The 23,060-nt window shown below is 51.4% G+C and carries 20 protein-coding genes; 10 read left to right on the forward strand and 10 right to left on the reverse strand.

All coding sequences use genetic code 11. The features are described from left to right. Positions 1-47 precede the first annotated feature (47 nt). The 5 genes from J4617_RS13320 (at position 48) to yfaE (ending at position 5,881) form a co-directional block, all read left to right on the forward strand. Positions 48-932 (forward strand): GntR family transcriptional regulator, encoded by an 885-nt coding sequence (locus J4617_RS13320; protein WP_000944714.1) that lies wholly within the window; start codon positions 48-50, stop codon positions 930-932. Between the two features lie 82 nt (positions 933-1,014). Continuing rightward, positions 1,015-1,743, forward strand: a complete 729-nt coding sequence (ubiG, locus tag J4617_RS13325) for a bifunctional 2-polyprenyl-6-hydroxyphenol methylase/3-demethylubiquinol 3-O-methyltransferase UbiG (RefSeq protein WP_001091009.1) — start codon at positions 1,015-1,017, stop codon at positions 1,741-1,743. 355 nt (positions 1,744-2,098) lie between these two features. Next, complete coding sequence (nrdA, locus tag J4617_RS13330; protein WP_017466115.1) at positions 2,099-4,384, forward strand: class 1a ribonucleoside-diphosphate reductase subunit alpha; 2,286 nt, start codon at positions 2,099-2,101, stop codon at positions 4,382-4,384. Positions 4,385-4,496: 112 nt separating this feature from the next. Beyond that, positions 4,497-5,627: a class Ia ribonucleoside-diphosphate reductase subunit beta gene (gene nrdB / locus J4617_RS13335; protein ID WP_000332026.1), complete on the forward strand. Its 1,131-nt coding sequence runs from the start codon at positions 4,497-4,499 to the stop codon at positions 5,625-5,627. Beyond that, a complete protein-coding gene (gene yfaE, locus J4617_RS13340) occupies positions 5,627-5,881 on the forward strand; it encodes a ferredoxin-like diferric-tyrosyl radical cofactor maintenance protein YfaE (protein WP_000533921.1) in 255 nt (84 codons plus the stop codon). Before nrdB ends, yfaE begins: the two co-directional genes overlap by 1 nt. A 1-nt stretch (position 5,882) precedes the next feature. Here yfaE and J4617_RS13345 read toward each other — a convergent pair whose 3' ends face one another. Continuing rightward, positions 5,883-7,073, reverse strand: a complete 1,191-nt coding sequence (locus tag J4617_RS13345; protein WP_000660247.1) for an MFS transporter — start codon at positions 7,071-7,073, stop codon at positions 5,883-5,885. A 161-nt stretch (positions 7,074-7,234) separates the two neighbouring features. Between J4617_RS13345 and J4617_RS13350 the strand changes: the two genes are divergently transcribed. Beyond that, positions 7,235-8,113 carry a LysR substrate-binding domain-containing protein gene (locus J4617_RS13350; RefSeq protein WP_000176719.1) on the forward strand — a complete coding sequence of 293 codons (879 nt, stop codon included), beginning with the start codon at positions 7,235-7,237 and terminating at the stop codon, positions 8,111-8,113. Positions 8,114-8,227: 114 nt separating this feature from the next. Here the strand turns inward: J4617_RS13350 and glpQ are convergent, their stop codons facing one another. Next, positions 8,228-9,298 carry a glycerophosphodiester phosphodiesterase gene (glpQ, locus tag J4617_RS13355; RefSeq protein WP_000858952.1) on the reverse strand — a complete coding sequence of 357 codons (1,071 nt, stop codon included), beginning with the start codon at positions 9,296-9,298 and terminating at the stop codon, positions 8,228-8,230. A 4-nt stretch (positions 9,299-9,302) separates the two neighbouring features. After that, positions 9,303-10,661 (reverse strand): glycerol-3-phosphate transporter, encoded by a 1,359-nt coding sequence (glpT, locus tag J4617_RS13360; RefSeq protein WP_000948739.1) that lies wholly within the window; start codon positions 10,659-10,661, stop codon positions 9,303-9,305. A gap of 272 nt (positions 10,662-10,933) precedes the next feature. Between glpT and glpA the strand changes: the two genes are divergently transcribed. The 4 genes from glpA to sseL all read left to right on the forward strand — a co-directional run bounded on the left by glpA (position 10,934) and on the right by sseL (position 16,446). Continuing rightward, positions 10,934-12,562, forward strand: coding sequence for an anaerobic glycerol-3-phosphate dehydrogenase subunit A (gene glpA / locus J4617_RS13365; protein WP_017466114.1), 1,629 nt, complete (start codon positions 10,934-10,936; stop codon positions 12,560-12,562). Beyond that, positions 12,552-13,811, forward strand: a complete 1,260-nt coding sequence (gene glpB / locus J4617_RS13370) for a glycerol-3-phosphate dehydrogenase subunit GlpB (protein ID WP_000667146.1) — start codon at positions 12,552-12,554, stop codon at positions 13,809-13,811. Before glpA ends, glpB begins: the two co-directional genes overlap by 11 nt. Then, the gene (glpC, locus tag J4617_RS13375; protein WP_017466113.1) at positions 13,808-14,998 is read left to right on the forward strand and encodes an anaerobic glycerol-3-phosphate dehydrogenase subunit GlpC; all 1,191 of its coding nucleotides are present in this window, start codon (positions 13,808-13,810) and stop codon (positions 14,996-14,998) included. Before glpB ends, glpC begins: the two co-directional genes overlap by 4 nt. A gap of 425 nt (positions 14,999-15,423) precedes the next feature. After that, positions 15,424-16,446, forward strand: a complete 1,023-nt coding sequence (gene sseL, locus J4617_RS13380) for an SPI-2 type III secretion system effector deubiquitinase SseL (protein WP_065680876.1) — start codon at positions 15,424-15,426, stop codon at positions 16,444-16,446. Between the two features lie 109 nt (positions 16,447-16,555). On the opposite strand, the gene J4617_RS13385 is transcribed toward sseL, so the two are convergent. From J4617_RS13385 to J4617_RS13415, 7 genes are all read right to left on the reverse strand, one after another. Next, positions 16,556-16,732 (reverse strand): hypothetical protein, encoded by a 177-nt coding sequence (locus tag J4617_RS13385; protein WP_017465975.1) that lies wholly within the window; start codon positions 16,730-16,732, stop codon positions 16,556-16,558. Positions 16,733-16,737: 5 nt separating this feature from the next. Beyond that, the gene (yfaU, locus tag J4617_RS13390) at positions 16,738-17,541 is read right to left on the reverse strand and encodes a 2-keto-3-deoxy-L-rhamnonate aldolase (RefSeq protein ID WP_000992941.1); all 804 of its coding nucleotides are present in this window, start codon (positions 17,539-17,541) and stop codon (positions 16,738-16,740) included. A gap of 25 nt (positions 17,542-17,566) precedes the next feature. Beyond that, positions 17,567-18,856: an MFS transporter gene (locus J4617_RS13395; protein WP_017465976.1), complete on the reverse strand. Its 1,290-nt coding sequence runs from the start codon at positions 18,854-18,856 to the stop codon at positions 17,567-17,569. Between the two features lie 55 nt (positions 18,857-18,911). Further along, positions 18,912-20,117, reverse strand: a complete 1,206-nt coding sequence (rhmD, locus tag J4617_RS13400) for an L-rhamnonate dehydratase (protein ID WP_001530644.1) — start codon at positions 20,115-20,117, stop codon at positions 18,912-18,914. 13 nt (positions 20,118-20,130) lie between these two features. After that, complete coding sequence (locus tag J4617_RS13405) at positions 20,131-20,913, reverse strand: IclR family transcriptional regulator (protein ID WP_000894173.1); 783 nt, start codon at positions 20,911-20,913, stop codon at positions 20,131-20,133. A gap of 249 nt (positions 20,914-21,162) precedes the next feature. Continuing rightward, on the reverse strand, positions 21,163-22,359 hold the full coding sequence (locus tag J4617_RS13410; RefSeq protein ID WP_000935685.1) for a nicotinamide mononucleotide deamidase-related protein YfaY: 1,197 nt from the start codon (positions 22,357-22,359) through the stop codon (positions 21,163-21,165). A gap of 114 nt (positions 22,360-22,473) precedes the next feature. Beyond that, positions 22,474-23,016 carry a YfaZ family protein gene (locus J4617_RS13415; protein WP_001670658.1) on the reverse strand — a complete coding sequence of 181 codons (543 nt, stop codon included), beginning with the start codon at positions 23,014-23,016 and terminating at the stop codon, positions 22,474-22,476. Between the last annotated feature and the right edge of the window lie 44 nt (positions 23,017-23,060).

The following is a 23,060-nucleotide window of genomic DNA, read 5'->3' on the forward strand; positions in this document are numbered from 1 at the left end:
TGCATCACCTTTTATGATTCAATGAATAAGGGTATTGACCGGAATTGATGTTACGTAAAAAACAATACAATTCAAAAGCTAATGTGTCATATCTGATATATCAGCAAGCAAACTTAATGAAATATACAATAACAACAATAAAGTATGTAAATTTTCTTATATCTGATATATTAGATCCGTTAATTTTGAATAAATTAATTACAATGGAGCCGGGTTTAACCATGGAGGAGAAGAAAATGAAAAATAGATTAAAGCGTGATTTTAGTCACATATCAATTGAAATACCCAAATCCATCACCCAGGTGATTAAAGAGAAAATAAGGGAGATGATTATCCATGGCGATTTCGATCTTGGGCAAGCGATCAGTGAAAATGAACTATCAAATATTCTGATGGTAAGTAAAACACCAATTCGTGAAGCTTTTATTTGGCTGAGCTATAATGAAAACCTGGTCAACATCATTCCCCGCAGTGGGACATTTGTTTTTTCTGTCACCGACGAGGATATCAATGATCTCATCAAAATGAGGGTTATCCTTGAACAGGGCGCAATTCGTGAAGCGATGGAGAAAAATGCTAACAATGTCATAGTCGAATTAAGCAATATTTTATCGAAGTCAGCAAAAATTAATGCAGAGCGCGATACGCAAGCTTACCTCAAACTGGATCATGATTTTCATTATGTTTTTGTGAAATATGCCGATAATAAATACATTTCACAAGCACACCTGTTGATCTCAGCACGTTTATTGGCAATTCGCTACAGACTGGATTTTACCGCTGAATATATCACCAGCTCTAACCGTGGACATGCCACTATTTTGGATATGTTAAAAAACAACAACGTCGAGGGCGTCTGTAATTTTATCACGCACCACATCGGTAGCGGTTTTACAGAACGCGCAAGAAAACTTCTTGCGCTGAAAGCGTAATAAAGACGGCAGTAGATATAACGCAGCGACTTTGCACCTGCTATACTGCCCCGATAGATCAATAGCGGAATCTCATGTACTCATGAACACTGAAAAACCGTCGGTAGCTCACAACGTTGACCATAATGAAATCGCCAAATTCGAAGCCGTCGCGTCGCGCTGGTGGGATCTGGAGGGCGAATTCAAGCCATTGCATCGCATCAACCCTCTACGCCTTGGCTACATTACTGAGCGCTCAGGCGGCCTGTTTGGTAAAAAGGTACTCGACGTCGGCTGCGGCGGCGGCATTCTGGCGGAAAGTATGGCACGCGAAGGCGCAACCGTCACCGGGCTGGATATGGGCTTTGAGCCTTTGCAGGTCGCCAAACTGCATGCGCTGGAAAGCGGCATCGAGGTAGAGTACGTGCAGGAGACGGTTGAGGAACATGCGGCAAAACACGCCCAGCAATACGACGTCGTCACCTGTATGGAAATGCTGGAGCATGTTCCCGATCCGCAATCGGTCGTCCACGCCTGCGCCCAACTGGTTAAACCCGGCGGCGAGGTGTTCTTCTCAACGTTGAACCGCAATGGAAAATCCTGGCTGATGGCGGTCGTCGGCGCTGAGTATATTCTGCGCATGGTGCCAAAAGGCACGCACGACGTGAAGAAATTCATTAAGCCTGCTGAACTGTTAAGCTGGGTAGATGAAACCGTCCTGAAAGAGCAACATATCACCGGGCTGCACTACAACCCGATAACCAATACTTTCAAACTCGGTCCCGGAGTAGACGTTAACTACATGTTGCATACCCGCGCTAAAAAAGCCTGACATCAAAGAATTTTCCTATAAGGGTTGCGTTAGATCATCGGGCGCAACCTTTCTCTTCGATGAAGAAATCAGCATTCGATCAAATTTTGATTTTTTTTTATGAATTGTTGACATCCTCTCCAGGCCTTATCAGACGCGCATTTAGCGATTCTTACGCTTTTGCAACCGCAATTTAACGCCAAAATCAACTCTTGTACTCAAAAGAATCCCTACTAGAATACTCACCATATAGCGTTTCACTTATCGATTACCCCCTATATATAGTATTTATCCACAGAGTTAGTCACAACGTGGCGTTGTGGATAAGCGGGGGGATATTTTTCTTTCACGGACAGGTAAACAGGTAGAAAACCACATGAATCAGAGTCTGCTGGTGACAAAGCGTGACGGCCGTACTGAGCGCATCAATCTCGACAAAATTCATCGCGTGCTTGATTGGGCGGCAGAAGGACTGAATAACGTATCGGTTTCTCAGGTCGAGCTACGCTCGCATATTCAGTTTTATGATGGGATTAAGACCTCCGATATCCATGAAACTATCATTAAGGCCGCCGCAGACCTGATCTCTCGCGATGCGCCGGATTATCAATACCTGGCTGCGCGTCTGGCGATTTTCCACCTGCGTAAGAAAGCCTTCGGCCAGTTTGAGCCGCCCGCACTTTACCACCATGTGGTAAAAATGGTTGAGTTTGGCAAATACGACAATCATCTGCTGGAAGACTACACGGAAGAAGAGTTCAAGCAGATGGATTCGTTTATCGTTCACGATCGCGATATGACCTTCTCCTACGCTGCCGTTAAGCAGCTGGAAGGGAAATATCTGGTGCAAAACCGCGTGACCGGTGAAATCTATGAAAGCGCGCAGTTCCTCTACATTCTGGTAGCGGCCTGCCTGTTCTCGAACTACCCGCGTGAAACGCGTCTTGACTATGTAAAACGTTTTTACGATGCGGTCTCTACGTTCAAAATCTCGCTGCCGACGCCCATCATGTCCGGCGTGCGTACCCCGACCCGTCAGTTCAGCTCCTGCGTACTGATCGAGTGTGGCGACAGTCTGGATTCCATCAACGCCACCTCCAGCGCGATTGTGAAATACGTTTCTCAGCGCGCCGGTATCGGCATCAACGCGGGACGCATTCGTGCGCTGGGTAGCCCGATTCGTGGCGGCGAAGCGTTCCACACCGGCTGTATTCCGTTCTACAAGCACTTCCAGACGGCGGTGAAATCCTGCTCGCAGGGCGGCGTGCGCGGCGGCGCGGCGACACTGTTCTACCCGATGTGGCACCTGGAAGTGGAAAGCCTGCTGGTACTGAAAAACAACCGTGGCGTGGAAGGTAACCGCGTACGTCACATGGACTACGGCGTACAGATCAACAAACTGATGTACACCCGCCTGCTGAAGGGCGGCGACATTACGCTGTTCAGTCCATCCGACGTGCCGGGGCTATACGATGCGTTCTTCGCCGACCAGGACGAATTCGAACGCCTGTACGTGAAATATGAAAACGACGACAGCATCCGCAAACAGCGTGTGAAAGCGGTCGAACTGTTCTCGCTGATGATGCAGGAACGCGCCTCTACCGGTCGTATCTATATCCAGAACGTTGACCACTGCAATACTCACAGTCCGTTCGATCCGGTTGTCGCCCCGGTACGCCAGTCTAACCTGTGTCTGGAGATTGCCCTGCCGACCAAACCGCTGAACGATGTCAACGATGAAAACGGCGAAATTGCGTTGTGTACGCTGTCTGCCTTCAACCTGGGCGCCATTAAGACTCTGGACGAGCTGGAAGAACTGGCTATTCTGGCAGTACGCGCTTTGGATGCTCTGCTCGATTATCAGGATTACCCGATTCCGGCTGCCAAACGCGGCGCAATGGGTCGTCGTACGCTGGGCATTGGCGTGATTAACTTCTCCTACTGGCTGGCGAAAAACGGTAAACGTTATTCCGACGGCAGCGCCAATAATCTGACGCATAAAACCTTCGAAGCCATTCAGTACTATCTGCTTAAAGCGTCCAACGAACTGGCGAAAGAGCAAGGCGCCTGCCCATGGTTCAACGAAACCACCTATGCAAAAGGCATTTTGCCGATCGACACCTACAAAAAAGATCTGGATGCGATCGTCAACGAACCGCTGCACTACGACTGGGAACAGCTGCGTGAGTCGATCAAAACCCACGGTCTGCGTAACTCCACGCTATCGGCGCTAATGCCGTCGGAAACGTCGTCCCAGATCTCCAACGCCACCAACGGTATCGAACCACCGCGCGGCTACGTCAGCATCAAGGCCTCGAAAGACGGTATTTTGCGTCAGGTCGTGCCGGATTATGAGCATCTGAAAGACGCTTACGAACTGTTGTGGGAGATGCCGAACAACGACGGTTATCTGCAACTGGTGGGTATCATGCAGAAGTTTATCGATCAGTCGATTTCCGCCAATACCAACTACGATCCGTCACGTTTCCCGTCAGGAAAAGTGCCGATGCAGCAACTGCTGAAAGATTTGCTCACCGCGTATAAGTTTGGCGTGAAAACTCTGTACTATCAAAATACCCGCGACGGCGCGGAAGATGCGCAGGACGATTTGGCGCCTTCTATTCAGGACGATGGCTGCGAAAGCGGCGCTTGTAAGATCTGATGAATAGTGCCGGGTAGCGCTATGCTTACCCGGCCTACGATTGTACGGTTTGTAGGCCGGATAAGGCGCTTGCGCCGCCATCCGGCGCTCATCCCATAAAGGATTCACTTCAATGGCATACACCACTTTTTCACAGACGAAAAACGATCAGCTCAAGGAACCCATGTTCTTTGGCCAGCCGGTCAACGTTGCACGCTATGACCAGCAGAAATATGACATCTTCGAAAAACTGATCGAAAAACAGCTCTCTTTCTTCTGGCGTCCGGAAGAGGTCGACGTCTCCCGCGATCGTATCGATTATCAGGCGTTGCCGGAGCACGAAAAACATATCTTCATCAGCAACCTCAAATACCAGACGCTGCTGGATTCCATTCAGGGACGTAGCCCGAACGTCGCCCTGCTGCCGCTCATTTCCATCCCGGAGCTGGAGACGTGGGTAGAGACCTGGGCGTTTTCTGAGACGATTCACTCACGATCCTACACCCACATTATTCGTAACATCGTCAACGATCCGGCTGTCGTTTTTGACGATATCGTGACCAATGAGCAAATTCAGAAGCGCGCCGAAGGTATCTCCGCCTACTACGACGAACTTATTGAGATGACCAGTTACTGGCACCTGCTCGGTGAAGGCACCCATACCGTTAATGGCAAAACGGTTGTCGTGAATCTGCGTGAGCTGAAGAAAAAACTGTATCTGTGCCTGATGAGCGTGAACGCGCTGGAAGCCATCCGCTTCTACGTCAGCTTCGCCTGCTCTTTCGCATTTGCCGAGCGTGAACTGATGGAAGGCAACGCCAAAATTATCCGTCTGATCGCCCGTGACGAAGCTCTGCATCTGACCGGCACGCAACATATGCTGAACCTGTTGCGTAGCGGCGTGGACGACCCGGAGATGGCGGAAATCGCCGAAGAGTGTAAACAGGAATGTTATGACCTGTTCGTGCAGGCGGCGCAGCAGGAAAAAGAGTGGGCAGACTATCTGTTCCGCGACGGTTCGATGATCGGCCTGAATAAAGATATCCTGTGTCAATACGTTGAATATATTACTAATATTCGTATGCAGGCGGTGGGGCTGGATCTACCGTTCCAGACCCGCTCCAACCCAATCCCGTGGATCAATACCTGGCTGGTGTCCGATAACGTTCAGGTCGCTCCACAGGAAGTAGAAGTTAGCTCTTATCTGGTCGGACAAATCGATTCGGAAGTCGATACCGACGATCTGAGTAATTTCCAGCTCTGATGGGACGCGTCACGCTGCGTATCACTGGCACACAGCTGCTGTGCCAGGATGAACACCCTTCTCTGCTGGCCGCGCTGGAATCGCATAACGTTGAGGTGGAGTATCAGTGCCGCGAAGGATATTGCGGCTCCTGTCGTACCCGGCTGGTTGCCGGTCAGGTTGACTGGATTACGGAACCTTTAGCGTTTATCCAGCCGGGAGAGATTTTGCCCTGCTGCTGCAGGGCAAAAGGCGATATCGAAATCGAGATGTAACTCAGTGCAACTCGCTGGTGGAAACCAAAGGCATCACGCCACGTTTTTTCATCTGCACGGCATACAGTGCGCCAGCGAGTACCACCAGCACCGCGCCAGCGACATAAATCATACGATAGCCAACCGACTCAACCATCATTCCCATGATAAAGGCGCCAATCGCCATTCCGGCGTCCATCGCGTTAAAGAACAGTGAATTCGCCACGCCGATTTTATGCGGTTCAACCGAGCTGATAATTTGCGTCTGGAAAACCGGCGTGACCGAACCGTAGCCGATACCGATGAGACCGCCGGAAATAATCATCATGATGCTGCCATTGGTGTAGCCCAGCGCCACCAGACCGATGGTAAAAGCCAACAGGCATGGGAAAACAACATATTTCGGCCCTTTTTTATCACAAATATTCCCGGTGAAGGTACGGCATATCATCAGGAAAATCGCGTAACACAGCAGGAAATTACTGGCCGCCGCCATTAAATCCAGCTCACGCGCATACAGCGCCAGGAAAGCCGACACGCCGGCATAGGAGAAAGTCATAAAAAAGGTGACCAGCGCAAAAGGCAAGGCGGCGCGGTCAAACATCGCGGCAAAACCCAGATTCGGTTTCGAACCATCGGCATGACGAATTACCGGAGGGACCGTCACAATCAGGGAAAGTACAATCCCTAACGCCGCTACAGCGGAACAAAGCCAGAATGCGGCAGTGAACGCGTTCCAGCGGGCCATATTCAAACCGATCCACGGTCCTACGACCATCGCCAGGCCCATCGCTAAAGAGAAAAAGCTGATGCCCTCTCCACGTCGGGAGGCCGGAATTAACCGCGCTGAAATAGTTCCTTTTACCGTGGTAATAACACCAAACGTAATCCCATGAAGTACGCGGATAAAGAGCAGCGACTCGATAGAATGGCAAACCGGATACAGCGCGGTAATCACCAAAAAAGCCAGAGAAGAGAGCACCAGAATCTTTTTATTCGAATATTTTCCCACCCATTGTCCGGCAAACGGCCGAATAACAATTGCCGCGGCCAGGAAACATGTCACTAGCAGCCCGGCCTTATCTGCAGAAGCATGCAGGCGGTCAGCGATATAAATGGGTAATAAAGTTAGCAGTACATAAAAAACAAAAAAGATAATAAAACTGACTATGGTGATTGCCCAAAAATCCTTCGTCCATAATTTTTCTTTCATTCTTAACGACCCGTTCAGATGGCGCACGCAGGCAACGCTCAGCTCAACTGAACACCTATCAGGTGCGTCAAAATGTGATGTATTCGATAGAATCACAGTATAAACAAGTGCACTCTATTAGAAAAATTAATCGTTTTAATTATATTGATTAGGTTTTACTAATGACGCTAACCCAAATCCACGCCCTGCTTGCCGTACTGGAGTACGGCGGATTTACCGAAGCCAGCAAACGGCTATACATGACGCAATCCGCCGTCAGCCAGGCCATCTCCGCGCTTGAGGAGGAGCTCGGCGTTGACATATTGATTCGTGAGCGTCGTAAAGAGATTGAGCTTACCGCCGCCGGTAGCCGCATCGTCAGGCACTTACGCGCGATCCAGCGCGACGTCAACGCGGTAAAAGAGATTGCCGAACAAGAAAAAAAGAACCCGGCCCGTACGCTACGGATTGGCTGTTTTCCCAGCGCCTGCGCCTGCATTTTACCCGGCGTCATTCGCTATTTTGAAAGCCATCATCCAAATGTAAAAATTATCCCTTATGAAGAGAACAGTACGGCTATTATTGATTCGCTGCAGGACGGAAGTATTGATGCCGGTTTCGTTCCTTTTCCGGTCAACGGTATGTATTGCGTCCCCATTTACCGGGATAAATTCACCGTAGTGGTGCCTGAAAATCATCCCCTGGCGGCCAATAGTACGGTAACGGTCGAAGAACTGATGGACGAACCACTTATTGTCAGTAAAGGTCGTTATGAATTAAGCATTATGGCGTTGTTTAAAGAAAAGGGTATTGAGCCGATATTTAAATATGAATTTAACCATCCCGATACTGCGCTGAATTTTATTCGCCAGGGATTAGGTATCGCCTTATTGCCAGAATTAACCTTAAAAGCCACGACAGGAAAATTATGCTCCGTGGCGCTGGAACCCACCTTTTATCGACAAATTTCCCTGTTAGCAAAAGAACCGCCGGTAGAAGGAAGTCCGTTATTTTTATTACAAAAATGTATGGAAACACTGACCGATGAGGGGTTGCTATAAAACAACCCCGCCTATGGCATTGCGTTTACCAGACTTACGCTGGCAAACGTTGCGCCAGGCCGGATGAGGCGTTTATGCCCTCATTCGGCGTGTCACTTCGACTATGGCAAACCTTTAGTCATTTTTTTGCAGGAACATAACCGCCTTATCCGGGAAGTCAGTGAACAGCCCGTCGACGCCCGCCTTGTTATACAGGATGTCGTACAACTGATTGACGTCTGTGGCATAGTCCGGCAATTGATCGGCACGCACAGTGTAAGGATGCACTACCATCTTATTCTGATGCGCGTCTTGCACCATTCCAGTCAGCTTGATATTCCCTTTCGTTGAGCCTTCCGCAACCAGCATATGGTAATCCGGACCAATACCGTCCGCATATTCCGCCACCTGCTTCATAGCGCCCGGCTTAAACATCCAGTCGTAGTTGTAATTTACCCAACGACCGTCCGGCTGTTTCTGCTGTGTTTCATTCCAGTCGGTATACGCAATAAGTTGAACCAGATTGAGATCCATCCCCATTTTGGGTTCCAGTTCATTCTTAATACGTTTCAGCTCAGCGACATCAAAACACTGCAAATAGACATTGTCCTGCTTGCCGGTGTAACCATACTTCTTCAGCACTTCCAGCGTTTTCGCGGCAATATCTTTCCCTTCCTGATGATGGAACCACGGCGCTTTAATTTCCGGATAAATACCGATATTTTTACCGGTAGAGTGATTTAATCCCTGAACGAATTCAATTTCCTCTTCAAAGGTATGAATGCGGAAATCAGATTTTCCCATCGGGAAACGGCCCGGATAAGTTTGTACTTTTTTGCCGTTTTCAATATCAAACCCTTCGGTAAACTTCAGGGATTTAATTTCATCCAGCGTAAAATCGATAGCGTAATAGCGCCCATCTTTACGCGCCCGGTCCGGAAAACGGTCAGCGACGTCAGTCACCCGGTCAAGGTAGTGGTCATGGAGGACGACCAGATGGTCGTCCTTTGTCATCACTAAATCCTGTTCCAGATAATCTGCCCCTTGCGCATACGCCATCGCTTTCGCCGGTAGCGTATGCTCCGGCAGATAACCGCTGGCACCACGGTGGGCGATAACGACTTTTTCAGCCGCCACGGCGCCGCTTCCGATGGTCATTCCTGCCAACATTAACGCCACGCTAAGGTTTTTCAGTGTGGTTTTCATGTTATTAGCCTCCGTTGCGTTTTAACTGCAGCTCATCATGATGGCGTTTTTCACCAATCATCACGACCACCAGCAGGATTACCGCCAGAATGCTGCCGCCAATCATCACCATAAAGCCGCCATCCCAACCGAAGAAGTCAACGGTATAACCCACAATGGCGCTTGCAGCGACAGAACCGCCCAGGTAACCAAACAGACCGGTAAAGCCCGCCGCCGTACCTGCCGCTTTTTTCGGCGCCAGTTCCAGCGCGTGCAGACCGATCAACATTACCGGGCCGTAGATCAGGAAGCCGATGATAATCATACAAGCCATATCAACGTTCGGGTTTCCTGCCGGGTTCATCCAGTAAACGATGGTCGCGATAGTCACCAGGGTCATAAAGAACACGCCGGTCGCGCCACGGTTGCCGCGGAAGACTTTATCCGACATCCAGCCACACAGCAGCGTGCCCGGAATACCCGCGTATTCATACAGGAAGTAGGCCCAGGAGGATTTATCCAGTGCGAAATGCTTCACTTCTTTCAGGTAGGTCGGCGACCAATCGAGGATGCCGTAGCGCAGCAGATAAACAAACACGTTGGCGATAGCGATGTACCACAACAGTTTGTTTGGCAGTACGTACTGCATGAAGATCTGCTTCGCAGTCAGCTCTTCTTCCGCTTTTTCGTTGTAGTCGTCCGGATAGTCGTTTTTATACTCTTCGATAGGCGGCAGACCGCAGGATTGCGGCGTATCGCGCATCATTGCGAAAGCGAACAGCGCCACCACAATCGCGCCAAAGGCTGGCATATAGAGCGCCGCTTTCCAGTCGTTAAACCACGCCATCCCCAGCAGGAACAGCAGTGGCGGGATCCCGCCGCCGACGTTATGCGCACAGTTCCAGACCGACACAATGCCGCCGCGTTCTTTCTGCGACCACCAGTGAACCATCGTACGTCCGCACGGCGGCCACCCCATCCCCTGGAACCAGCCGCAAAGGAACAACAGCACAAACATCACGGCGATGCTGGATGTCGCCCACGGCACAAAGCCCATAAACAACATGACTGCTGCGGCCAGAATCAACCCTGCCGGCAGGAAAACGCGCGGATTCGAGCGATCGGACACCGAACCCATTATAAATTTCGAAAAACCATAAGCGATGGAAATCCCGGACAGCGCAAAGCCCAGATCGCCGCGTGAAAAACCCTGTTCTACCAGGTAGGGCATCGCAAGGGCAAAGTTCTTGCGCACCAGATAATACGCGGCATAGCCAAAGAATATCCCCAGGAAAATCTGCCAGCGTAATCGGCGATAGGTCGGATCAATCTCCGCCGCTGGCAAGCGCGCTTTATGCGGCGCTGGTTTAAAAATACTCAACATATTGTAGCCTCCGTGGCCCGTATTTTATTTAGAGGTAAACACCGCAGTTTGTTCAAACAACCCCGCTGCTCCCAGTGTGGCCGCGATGTTAAGTAAAGATACGTCACGTTAATGTGAATTACAGCACATATTGTTACAGTTTTATGACCAATGTTCAGAAAGGCGCACGAAATCACGTTTCATTTTCGAATAGTGAGCGATTATGCGCGAAATCAAACATTCCATATGATTTGTATGGCTAAATGATAAAAAACGAACTGTGAGGAAAAACAATGAAAACTCGCGACTCGCAAGCAAGTGACGTGATTATCATTGGCGGTGGAGCAACAGGCGCAGGGATCGCCCGCGACTGCGCGCTGCGCGGTTTACGTGTCATTCTGGTGGAACGGCATGATATAGCGACCGGCGCGACCGGGCGTAACCACGGACTGCTGCACAGCGGCGCTCGTTATGCGGTTACCGACGCGGAATCCGCGCGCGAGTGCATTAGTGAAAACCAGATTTTAAAACGGATCGCCCGCCATTGCGTCGAACCGACGGATGGTCTGTTTATTACGTTGCCGGAAGATGATCTTGCGTTTCAGGCCACCTTTATTCGCGCCTGTGAAGCGGCGGGCATTCGCGCTGAAGCCATCGATCCGCAGCAGGCTCGCATCATCGAACCTTCCGTTAACCCTGCGCTCATCGGTGCGGTAAAAGTGCCGGATGGCACCGTGGACCCTTTCCGCCTTACCGCCGCCAATATGCTGGATGCCAGAGAACATGGCGCAATCGTGTTAACGGCGCATGAAGTGACCGGGCTCATTCGTGAAGGCGCAACGGTCTGCGGCGTCCATGTGCGCAACCATCTCACTGGCGAAACTCAGACGCTTCACGCGCCGGTGGTGGTCAATGCGGCAGGTATCTGGGGGCAACGGATCGCCGAATACGCCGACCTGAGTATTCGCATGTTCCCGGCGAAAGGCTCGCTGTTGATCATGGACCATCGGATCAACCAGCATGTCATTAACCGCTGCCGGAAACCATCGGATGCCGACATTCTGGTACCTGGCGATACGATTTCACTGATCGGCACCACCTCTACCCATATTGATTACAATGAGATAGACAGCAACCACGTCACCGCAGATGAAGTCGATATCCTGCTGCGTGAAGGGGAAAAACTGGCCCCTGTCATGGCGAAGACGCGTATTCTGCGCGCGTATTCCGGCGTCCGCCCGCTGGTGGCCAGCGATGACGATCCCAGCGGTCGTAACGTCAGCCGCGGTATTGTGTTGTTCGACCACGCCGAACGCGACGGGCTTGATGGCTTCATTACCATTACTGGCGGGAAGCTAATGACTTACCGCCTGATGGCGGAATGGGCGACCGATGCCGTGTGCCGCAAGTTGGGCAATACTCGCCCCTGCATCACGGCGGATACGCCGTTGCCTGGCTCAAAAGAGTCTACGGAACATACGCTGAAACGCATTATCTCGCTTCCCGCGCCGCTACGCGGATCGGCGGTTTATCGGCATGGCGATCGCACGCCTGGGTGGCTGAGTGAAGGCCGCCAACACCGTAGCCTGGTCTGTGAATGCGAGGCCGTCACGGCGGGGGAAGTGCAGTATGCCGTCGAAAACTTAACCGTGAATAGCCTGCTGGATCTGCGCCGTCGCACCCGCGTAGGGATGGGCACTTGCCAGGGCGAGCTATGCGCCTGCCGCGCAGCCGGGCTATTGCAGCGTTTTAATGTGACGACCGCGGCGCAATCTATTACGCAACTCTCTGAATTTCTGAATGAGCGCTGGAAAGGCGTACAACCTGTCGCCTGGGGAGACGCGCTGCGCGAAAGCGAATTCACGCGCTGGGTTTATCAGGGATTATGCGGTCTGGAGAAGGAGCACCAGGATGAAATTTGATACGGTTATTATGGGCGGCGGTCTCGCCGGTTTGCTATGCGGACTGCAACTCCAGCAGCATGGATTACGCTGCGCCATCGTCACCCGCGGACAAAGCGCGCTGCATTTTTCCTCCGGCTCGCTGGATCTACTCAGCGCCCTGCCCGACGGCCAACCGGTGACCGACATTACCGCCGGGCTTGATGCGCTGTGCCGCCAGGCGCCTGAACATCCTTATTCGCGTTTAGGCGCGCAAAAAGTCCTTACGCTGGCGCAACAGGCGCAAACGCTACTTAACGCCAGCGGCGCGCAGTTATACGGCGACGTACAGCAGGCGCACCAGCGTGTCACGCCGCTTGGCACATTGCGTTCAACCTGGCTTAGCTCGCCGGAAGTACCGGTCTGGCCGTTATCCGCACAGCGAATTTGCGTCGTCGGCGTTAGCGGATTACTGGATTTCCAGGCGCACCTTGCGGCAGCGTCGCTGCGCCAACGCGACCTCAACGTGGAAACCGCAGAAATCGACCTTCCGGAACTGGACGTACTGCGTGATAACCCGACGGAATTTCGCGCGGTCAATATTGCGCGTCTGCTTGATAACGAAGAAAAATGGCCACTGCTGTACGACGCGCTGTCGCCAATAGCGACAAACTGCGACATGATCATCATGCCCGCCTGTTTCGGGCTGGCGAACGATACGCTGTGGCGCTGGCTTAACGAACGTCTGCCCTGCGCGCTCACGCTGCTGCCGACGCTGCCGCCATCGGTGCTCGGTATTCGTCTGCACAATCAGCTCCAGCGCCAGTTTGTCCGTCAGGGCGGCATCTGGATGCCGGGCGATGAAGTGAAGAAAGTCACCTGCCGTCGCGGTACCGTGAGCGAAATATGGACCCGCAACCATGCCGATATCCCACTGCGCCCGCGTTTTGCCGTACTTGCCAGCGGTAGCTTCTTTAGTAGCGGTCTGGTTGCCGAGCGCGAAGGGATCCGCGAACCTATTTTAGGGCTCGACGTACAGCAAACGGCCACCCGCGCCGAATGGTATCAACAACATTTCTTCGACCCACAGCCCTGGCAGCAGTTTGGCGTCGTGACGGATGACGCCTTCCGCCCCTCCCTTGCGGGCAACACGGTAGAAAATCTGTATGCAATAGGTTCTGTGCTGGCGGGATTCGATCCTATAGCTGAGGGATGCGGCGGCGGTGTCTGCGCAGTCAGCGCCCTCCAGGCCGCGCACCATATCGCTGAGCGTGCAGGAGAACAGCAATGAGCGACACACGTTTTGAAAGTTGTATTAAATGTACGGTGTGCACCACCGCGTGCCCGGTCAGCCGCGTTAATCCTGGCTACCCTGGCCCTAAACAGGCCGGACCGGATGGCGAACGCCTGCGTCTGAAAGACGGCGCACTGTATGATGAGGCGCTGAAATATTGCATTAACTGCAAACGGTGTGAGGTCGCCTGTCCGTCGGACGTGAAGATTGGCGATATCATCCAGCGCGCCCGCGCGAAATACGATACGACGCGCCCGTCATTGCGTAATTTTATTCTCAGCCATACCGATCTGATGGGCAGCGTTTCAACGCCGTTCGCGCCGGTGGTCAATACCGCCACCGCATTAAAGCCAGTGCGCCAGTTGCTTGATTACGCGCTCAAAATCGATCATCGCCGCACCTTACCAAAATACTCTTTCGGCACCTTCCGCCGCTGGTATCGTAGCGTGGCGGCGCAGCAGGCTAAATACAAAGATCAGGTCGCCTTTTTCCATGGTTGTTTTGTGAATTACAACCATCCGCAGCTCGGAAAAGATCTGATTAAGGTGCTGAACGCAATGGGTACTGGCGTACAGTTACTGAGTAAAGAGAAGTGTTGCGGCGTACCGCTGATCGCTAACGGTTTTACGGATAAAGCTCGCAAACAGGCTATCAGCAATGTGGAGTCGCTACGCGAGGCGATTGCCGTCAAAGGTATTCCGGTCATCGCCACGTCATCCACCTGTACGTTTGCGTTGCGCGATGAATATCCTGAAGTGCTGGACGTGGACAACGCCGGGCTGCGCGAACATATCGAGCTGGCCACCCGCTGGCTATGGCGCAAACTGGATGCCGGGAAAACGCTGCCGCTTAATCCTTTACCGCTGAAAGTGGTCTACCATACGCCGTGTCATATGGAAAAAATGGGCTGGACGCTTTACACGCTTGAACTGTTGCGGCAAATTCCGGGGCTTGAATTGACGGTACTTGATTCACAGTGCTGCGGCATTGCCGGTACGTATGGATTTAAAAAGGAAAACTATCCGACATCACAGTCCATCGGCGCGCCACTGTTCCGCCAGATTGAAGAGAGCTGCGCCGACATTGTCGTCACCGATTGTGAAACCTGTAAGTGGCAAATTGAGATGTCTACAAGCAAACGCTGCGAACACCCCATTACGCTACTGGCCCAGGCGCTCGGCTAAGTAAAAAGCGCCGGAGCCCCTCCGGCGCCATTACCCTACTCACCAGGGCCGATTTTCCATCAGACATATACCCTTCATACTTCAAGTTGCTTATGTGTTGGCTACGGATTATTTTGGGTATAAACGCGGATGTCTCTTTGCAATAACCTGCCCTATTTGGTTAACCATGACCGCTAACCCACGGTGGCATGACAGATAACGACGTTACTGTTTATAGAGCAATATCTCTTGTATCGACGCGTTACCAGCCTCCTTTAAAGAGGGGGATAACTGAATATCCCCAATAATAATTGAGTGTTATGTGAATAATAAGAAAATCAGGTCTATGCCTGATTTAATATATCCCCCGCTAATAATAATATTTTTACAAATAATTATACATTACATCATATTCGCTACTTTCACTTACCAGGAAACAGAGCAAAATGAATATATGTGTAAATTCACTTTACCGATTGAGCATACCGCAATTTCACAGCTTATATACAGAAGAGGTGAGCGATGAGGCGCTTACATTGTTGTTTAGCGCCGTAGAGAACGGTGATCAGAATTGTATTGATCTGTTATGCAATCTTGCGTTACGCAACGATGACCTGGGGCATAGAGTTGAGAAATTTCTTTTTGATCTCTTTAGCGGGAAAAGATCGGGATCATCAGATATAGACAAAAAAATCAATCAGGCTTGCCTTGTATTACATCAAATCGCCAATAACGATATAACAAAAGATAATACTGAGTGGAAAAAGCTACATGCCCCTTCCAGATTACTTTATATGGCAGGTTCCGCGACAACCGACCTTTCTAAAAAAATAGGAATAGCACATAAAATTATGGGCGACCAGTTCGCTCAGACAGATCAAGAACAGGTAGGAGTTGAAAATCTTTGGTGTGGTGCGCGAATGTTGTCGTCAGATGAGCTGGCAGCTGCAACGCAAGGTCTGGTTCAAGAATCACCTCTTCTCTCGGTAAACTATCCTATTGGGCTGATTCATCCTACCACCAAAGAAAATATATTAAGCACTCAGCTACTTGAAAAGATTGCTCAATCAGGATTATCTGAAAATGAAGTCTTTCTGATAAATACAGGAGATCACTGGCTTATATGTTTATTTTATAAACTTGCAGAAAAAATAAAATGCCTTATATTTAATACTTATTATGATTTAAATGAAAATACTAAGCAAGAGATTATAGAAGCAGCAAAAATTGCAGGCATATCAGAAAACGAAGATATTGATTTTATTGAAACTAATTTACAAAATAATGTACCCAACGGCTGTGGTCTATTTTGTTACCATACAATTCAACTCTTATCGAATGCCGGACAAAACGATCCTGTTACCACACTACGAGAATTTGCGGAAAAATTCTTAACGCTTTCAGTAGAAGAACAAGCACTATTTAACACCCAAACCCGGCGGCAAATATATGAATACAGTCTCCAGTAATGGTGAGTACTTAGAGCCTATCCCATTAGGCTCTTATCCTGAAATGATGCTCTGCGAAGAATTTATAAGTATATAAGGATGGGAAGGCCAAGCCTTCCCACTAAAAGTTCTATGCCATCAATGATTCAACCACGTCTATCCAGCCATGCTCGCTGGTAATGTCCTCGCCATTAAGCCAACGGCGCAGCATATTTAGCGCCATCACCGCACAAACCTCCTGACGTATTGCCAGACTATACCGATAGGCGCTAAGACGCATGCGTAAGGCATACGTGCCATCCGGCATTTTTCTCAATAACTACGTTTTGCCGTGCTTACTGACTGAACAGATTTAAACATCGCCAACCTGCTGTCCAGCGCCTCGGTGTAGAGCATCGTATCTACCCCGACCGCGACAAAATTCGCGCCCCACGCCAGACATTTCTGCGCCATTGCCGGATCGACCGCCAAAAAACCCGCCGCTTTTCCGGCGGCGCGAATACGATAAATACACGCTTCAATGATTCGCTGCACTTCCGGGTGTCCGGCATTATCGGGGTAACCCAATGAAGCAGAGAGATCTGCCGGACCGATAAAGACGCCATCAATGCCTTCAACCTCCAGAATCGCGTCAAGGTTTTCCAGCGCCACTTTGCTTTCAACCTGCACCAACAGGCAGAGCGACTCATTGGCCTGTGCCATATAGTTGTCGATTCTCCCCCAGCGCGCCGCACGCGCCACGCTCGCGCCAACGCCTCGTTGCCCCAACGGCGGGTATCGGGTAGCGGAAACGACCTGGCGCGCCTGTTCTGCGGTGTCAACCATCGGGATCAGTAGCGTTTGCGCCCCGATGTCCAGTACCTGTTTAATGAGCGCTTTACTTCCCTCGATCGGGCGAATCACCGGCTGGCTGGCGTATGGGGCGATGGCCTGTAACTGATGATACAAGTCCTGCACCGTATTAGGCGCGTGCTCGCCATCTATTAACAACCAGTCATAACCCGACGTCGCCGCAATCTCCGCCATATAAGAGGTGGTTGAACTGAGCCACAAACCAATTTGCGTATCCCCTTTACGTAATCCTTCTTTAAAAGGATTTGATAACAATGCGTTCATAGCGATCCTTACAACGTAGATAAGATTAATGATGCGCAGCGCCGGATTGCGCCACCGGACGATTAACGCTCAGCGTGAAGATAATTAATGAGCCAATGATGGCGACTCCGGCCAGCGTCAGCAGGCCCGCCGCATCGCTGGCAAACAACGTTTCCGCTTTTACGCGCAGAATTGGGGCAATAAAACCGCCCACAGCGCCAAACAGATTAACGAAACCAATTCCTGCCGCCAGAGCCGTACCGGAAAGTAGCTGCGTTGGCATGGTCCAGAATACGGGCTGAACGGCAATAAATCCTACTGCTGCAACACAGAGCGCCAGAATAGCGAGCACCGGAGAAACCAGACCTGACAGGCCAATGCCAATGCCCGCAGCCAGTAGCGTCACTGCCGCAACGTTACGGCGATCGCCGGTACAGTCGGAGTAGCGAGGAATAAGCCATGTGCCAAGCAAAGCCGCCACCCAGGGAACCGCTGTTACCACCGAAGCGGTAAAGCCCACTTTAGTGCCCAATAGCGCGGCAACCTGGGTCGGCAGGAAAAAGATGAGTCCGTATACCGCCACCTGAATCGTCAGATAAATAATAGCCAGTTGCCAGACGCGTCCATTACGCAGCGCATCCGCAAGCCTTGACGTGACCTTTTTCTCTTCTTCGCTCGCCAGTTGCCTGATAAGCGCGTTCTTTTCTTCCAGGCTAAGAAAACGCGCCTGCTGCGGAGTGTCATCAAGCCAGAAAAAGGTGAATATCCCTGCGCCAATCGCCAGTAGGCCTTCGATAACGAACATCCAGAACCATCCCGGGTGCCCCATAAAACCATGCATCTCCAGCAGAGCGCCGGAGAGCGGCGAACCCAACGTTAACGCCAGCGGCGCGCCCATATAAAATAGCCCCATAATGCTGGCACGGTTACGCTGCGGGAACCATTGTGAAGTTAGATAGATCATGCCGGGGAAAAATCCAGCCTCCGCCGCGCCCAATAGCGTGCGGATTATCAGAAATTTTGCTTCACTATCCGCCCAGGCCATCGCAGCAGAGAGAAAGCCCCACAGCAGGGTAGTCGTGCCGATCCAGGTTCTTGCGCCAAATTTGCGCATCAGCAGGTTAGCCGGTACGCCAAGGAAAGCGTAAACCACAAAGAAAATACCGGCCCCTAGCGCGTAGGCTTCATTACTTAGCCCGGTATCTATCTGATAGGTCTCTTTGGCAAAACCAATATTTGAACGATCCAGAAACGCCAGTACATACAGCGCCAACATAAAAGGAATTAAACGTGCGCGGTTTTTCTTCACTACGCCGTCAAGTAAAGTGATGCTCATAGCAATATCCTCAACAGGATGAGGGCGTTGCCGTACAAAGGCAACGCACGAGTTATTAGTGGCTATAAGGGCGTTTCAAGTGACAGTCACGGTTAAGCTCGACGCCGAAGCCCGGCTTATCCAACACTGATTTATGGATGCGTCCATTCACCGGCACCGGCTCATCCAGGAGAATCGGGTCAAATTGCGGACGCAGAGTGGAGCAGTCCGGGCTGGTCATCAGGAACTCGCTGAAAGGGGTATTAGTGAAAGTAATAACTGCATGGTGCGAATAGACAGACGAACCGTGCGGCACCACCAGTTGCCCGCGCGATTTGGCAAGCGCGGCGATCTCAACCAGCGTGGTTAATCCGCCGCACCAGCCAACATCCGGCTGCATAATATCAATGCCGGTTTCTGCCAGAGTGCGGAAGGATTGCAGCGTACCATGGTGTTCGCCGCTGGTAACCATCATCCCTGCAGGCGCGTTGCGTTTTAATTCGCGATAGCCTTCATACTGCTGCGGCGGCAGACACTCTTCAATCCATTTGAGATTAAATGGCGCACAGGCGTGAGCCAGTTTAGTCGCATAGTTCACATCCTGACTCATCCAGCAGTCGAGCATCAGCCAGAAATCCGGCCCGCACTTTTCACGCATATCCGCCACCATCGCGGCATCTTTACGGATCCCCGCATCACCATCGTGCGGTCCCCAGTGAGTCGGCATTTTACCGCCGATAAAGCCCATTTCTTTAGCCAGATCCGGGCGTGCGCCGGTGGCGTAAAACTGAATTTCATCGCGCACCGCTCCGCCCAGCAATTTATAAACCGGCAGCCCAACCACCTTGCCAAACAGATCCCACAGCGCCAGATCCACACAGGAAATCGTGTTCATCACCAGACCGCCGGAACCGGAGTAGTACATGGTCGCGCCGAGCATCTGATCGTGAATAAGTTTGATATCGCTTACGCATTTGCCTTCAATAAACCGGTTAAGATGTTTTTCTACGATAAAACAGCCCATCTCCCCTGCTGTCGAAACGGCGAACCCCGTCTGCCCATTTTCCGCCTCTACTTCGACAATCAGCGTCCCTAACACGTTGATCCCAAAAGACTGACGAGACTGCTCATAGTCTCGATATTTGCTCATGGGAGTGGCGATATGGTCATCAATCCAGTGATTTCCTCCCTGGTCGTGATAATCCCCGCCGCCAGCCCCTTTCTCTGCGGTAGCGCCCCCAATAAACCAGGCTCGAACGTGTTTAATTTTAGGAAGAGTCATAATATTCTCCATTTTAAGATGCGAGTGAGTCGAAGGGACTTTTCCATCCCAACAGGCGTGAAATATCTTTGGCACAGGCAATAGCTTTACCGGCCAAATAATCTAGATTCTCTTCGTTGATTTGCAGGCGCGTGCCGACCACTGAAATTGCCGCGGTCAGTTCGTTTCTGGCATTAAATACCGGTGCGGCAACGCAGCGGACATCCGGATAATCCTCCCCGTTATCAAAGCTCCATCCACGCTGGCGAATGCGTTCCAGCTCATCATTCAATTGTTGCGGCTCGGTGATGGTGGTCAGCGTGGCTCGCTCCCATACCATTTTTTCAATAATGGCTTTGCGTACGGCGGCCGGCTGCCATGCCAGCAGGCATTTGCCGATGCCGGAACGATAAAGAGAGAGGCTTTTCCCCTCATGCGAGCGCACGCTGATAGTGGATGAGGATTCCACTTTCAGTATGTAATACGCATTTTCGTGGTCGATGATCCCCAAGTGACACAGCAGCCCGGTTTCATCCATCAGTTGTGTTAGACGAGGACGCGCCAGCTCCCGCAGATCCATCTTGCTGAGCGCATGACCCGACAATTCAACGAGCTTAGTCCACAGGCAGTAGTTCTCCTGATGATCGAGGCTAATAAATCGCTGACGTTTTAATTCATTCAACAGCAGGTACGCGGTGCTTTTTGGAATACGCAGCGTTTCAATAATGATTGCCGCGCTGCATGGGCCAATACGCGCGATCAAATTGAGGATGTCGATTGCGCGAGTAAGAGCCGGGACTTTACTTGATTCCAACATATTGGACTCCAGTCTGAGACACTGGAATCAGTGTGAAAGGTCAGCAGGGAAAAAATTGTGAAGCGCGTCAAAGCTTATCCGCCTTCCAACGGAGTGGAAGGGTTAACCATATAAATGTGAATTAACGCACGTATTACTTTGTATTCAGTACAATTGGCTGGACAAAAAAGCAGATAATATTGCCGGATAATGGCATAGCGGCCTTATCCGGCTCACGATGTCGTTCCCATCGCAGATAAGAGAAAGGGATTATGATGTCAATGATTCAACCACGTCTATCCAGCCATGCTCGCTGGTAATGTCCTCGCCATTAAGCCAGCGGCGCAGCATATTTAGCGCCATCATCGCGCAGACCTCCTGACGTATTGCCAGGCTATACCGATTGGCGCTAAAACGCACGCGTAAGGCATACGTGCCATCCGGCGTCGCCAGCGCGAAATTAAGATGTTCGTTTTCCAGCCCCGACACGGCCAGCGCCAGACCGGCATAATGATTGCTTCGCCGTTCTGTCGTCCAGTGCGCCGTTTGCGCCAGCGTCTCTTCCTGAGAAGGAACGACTTCGCTGGCAAGAACAGGCGCCCCGGCGCGGGAAAGCTGTAGCGCCAGTAAGCCGCTGGTGTATTGCTCGCTCAACGTCAGACTCAACTGCCTTTCCTGCAGGCGGCGGGCTATTTGCGCCGGCAGGTTTTCCGTACCTTCAAAAATCAGGTTCTGCCCGGCAACCCGTTTGACCTCTGGCCATAACGCCAGCATCGCCTCCCGTTGCGTCGCCGGGCCGGTCAATTTCAGTTCAATGATCGGCATTGATGAGCGATACCCCATCGTCACGCCGGGCGGCAACGGCAGTGAATCGAGACGCTGCGCGAGGTCACTTTCTGAACGTCCAAAAGTCGTTAACCGCAGGCAAAGCGGCGGCTCCGGCAGCGAAAAACGCGCGCGTAACCGCGGTAAGATTTCCTTCTCCACCATAACCTTAAATTCAGACGGTACGCCGGGGGTGAAAAACATCAGGCAGCGGTTGAGCTGTAGCGCAAATCCACAGGCAGTGCCGACCGGATTATTAATAAACTCCGCGCTGGCAGGCAGTTCCGCCTGTTTACGGTTGCTCGGCGCCATCACGCGGCCACGCTGCTGAAAGTAGCGTTCCATTTCGGTCAGCCACGCCTGGTGCAGTACTAATCCTTCGCCTTTTGCCGTTGCCGCGGCGAGCGCGCTTAAATCATCGCTGGTCGGCCCTAACCCGCCATTAACAATCAAAACATCAGCATGTTGACTGCGTTCACGCAAGATAGCGACCAGACTGTCCAGATTATCGCCTACCGTATTTCGCCGTGATAACGGAACGCCCTGATGAAAGAAAAAATCAGCCAGCCAGGCGGCATTGGTGTCAACGATTTGTCCGTGCAACACCTCATCCCCGGTAGATAGCATTTCCACATTTAGCATTGTGTTCTCCTGCTCTTATGATGAAAACACTATAACGCAAAGAGGAATAGGACGTGGAAAGAAGAATGACGGGAAAAGGAGGAATATGGCGCGACGATTGCCGCGCCGTTAGCATCAAAAGCTGGCGTTTACGCCAACATAAGGGCCGTCAGCAATCGCATTATCGCGGTTGCCGTCTTTACCCGCCAGGTTCAGGTAACGATAACCGGCTTCAATGCTCAGCGGGCGCATAATGGTGAAACGCGCGCCTGCATTCGCTTCTTCATAACTGTCGATACCGCTGGACAGCGAATCTGGTGAATAATAATACTCGCCGAACAGACGGAAGCTGTTGCCGATTTTCCATTGTAGCCCACCGCCGACAGCCGCCGCATAGCCTTCATCGCTGTCTTTCGGATTGGTATAAATACCTTTACCGCCGACCGTCGCCAGCAGCGGTCCCACCGGAATGTTCAGCCCCAGACCCACGCCCGCAGCATCGCCATCATCATCGTTGTGCATCCAGTTGCCGCTTAGCGCCAGTCCCGTCGATTCAGTACCAAAACCCACGCCAATGTTGGTGTAATCTTCGCCCGCCTGGCCGCTAATACTGATGGCCTGCGCCGATGCAGAAACGAACAGCATTCCGGCAAAACCTAATAATATGCTTTTTTTCATTTTTACCCTTTCCAGCAAGCACATAAAGAAAAACTCCCCAAAAC

Origin of the sequence: Salmonella sp. 32010601201800023SM (assembly GCF_017572235.1) — a bacterium.
In the GTDB taxonomy this organism is placed as follows: domain Bacteria; phylum Pseudomonadota; class Gammaproteobacteria; order Enterobacterales; family Enterobacteriaceae; genus Salmonella; species Salmonella enterica.

Excerpts from the sequence above, each read along its gene's own strand:
- J4617_RS13395 (WP_017465976.1), bottom strand. The coding sequence starts at position 18,856 with ATGAGCATCACTTTACTTGACGGCGTAGTGAAGAAAAACCGCGCACGT.
- ubiG (WP_001091009.1), top strand. The coding sequence starts at position 1,015 with ATGAACACTGAAAAACCGTCGGTAGCTCACAACGTTGACCATAATGAA.
- glpB (WP_000667146.1), top strand. The coding sequence starts at position 12,552 with ATGAAATTTGATACGGTTATTATGGGCGGCGGTCTCGCCGGTTTGCTA.
- glpC (WP_017466113.1), top strand. The coding sequence starts at position 13,808 with ATGAGCGACACACGTTTTGAAAGTTGTATTAAATGTACGGTGTGCACC.
- J4617_RS13410 (WP_000935685.1), bottom strand. The coding sequence starts at position 22,359 with ATGCTAAATGTGGAAATGCTATCTACCGGGGATGAGGTGTTGCACGGA.
- yfaE (WP_000533921.1), top strand. The coding sequence starts at position 5,627 with ATGGGACGCGTCACGCTGCGTATCACTGGCACACAGCTGCTGTGCCAG.
- nrdB (WP_000332026.1), top strand. The coding sequence starts at position 4,497 with ATGGCATACACCACTTTTTCACAGACGAAAAACGATCAGCTCAAGGAA.
- J4617_RS13405 (WP_000894173.1), bottom strand. The coding sequence starts at position 20,913 with ATGTTGGAATCAAGTAAAGTCCCGGCTCTTACTCGCGCAATCGACATC.
- J4617_RS13320 (WP_000944714.1), top strand. The coding sequence starts at position 48 with ATGTTACGTAAAAAACAATACAATTCAAAAGCTAATGTGTCATATCTG.
- J4617_RS13345 (WP_000660247.1), bottom strand. The coding sequence starts at position 7,073 with ATGAAAGAAAAATTATGGACGAAGGATTTTTGGGCAATCACCATAGTC.
- J4617_RS13350 (WP_000176719.1), top strand. The coding sequence starts at position 7,235 with ATGACGCTAACCCAAATCCACGCCCTGCTTGCCGTACTGGAGTACGGC.
- J4617_RS13415 (WP_001670658.1), bottom strand. The coding sequence starts at position 23,016 with ATGAAAAAAAGCATATTATTAGGTTTTGCCGGAATGCTGTTCGTTTCT.
- sseL (WP_065680876.1), top strand. The coding sequence starts at position 15,424 with ATGAATATATGTGTAAATTCACTTTACCGATTGAGCATACCGCAATTT.
- J4617_RS13385 (WP_017465975.1), bottom strand. The coding sequence starts at position 16,732 with ATGCCGGATGGCACGTATGCCTTACGCATGCGTCTTAGCGCCTATCGG.
- glpT (WP_000948739.1), bottom strand. The coding sequence starts at position 10,661 with ATGTTGAGTATTTTTAAACCAGCGCCGCATAAAGCGCGCTTGCCAGCG.
- yfaU (WP_000992941.1), bottom strand. The coding sequence starts at position 17,541 with ATGAACGCATTGTTATCAAATCCTTTTAAAGAAGGATTACGTAAAGGG.
- nrdA (WP_017466115.1), top strand. The coding sequence starts at position 2,099 with ATGAATCAGAGTCTGCTGGTGACAAAGCGTGACGGCCGTACTGAGCGC.
- rhmD (WP_001530644.1), bottom strand. The coding sequence starts at position 20,117 with ATGACTCTTCCTAAAATTAAACACGTTCGAGCCTGGTTTATTGGGGGC.
- glpA (WP_017466114.1), top strand. The coding sequence starts at position 10,934 with ATGAAAACTCGCGACTCGCAAGCAAGTGACGTGATTATCATTGGCGGT.
- glpQ (WP_000858952.1), bottom strand. The coding sequence starts at position 9,298 with ATGAAAACCACACTGAAAAACCTTAGCGTGGCGTTAATGTTGGCAGGA.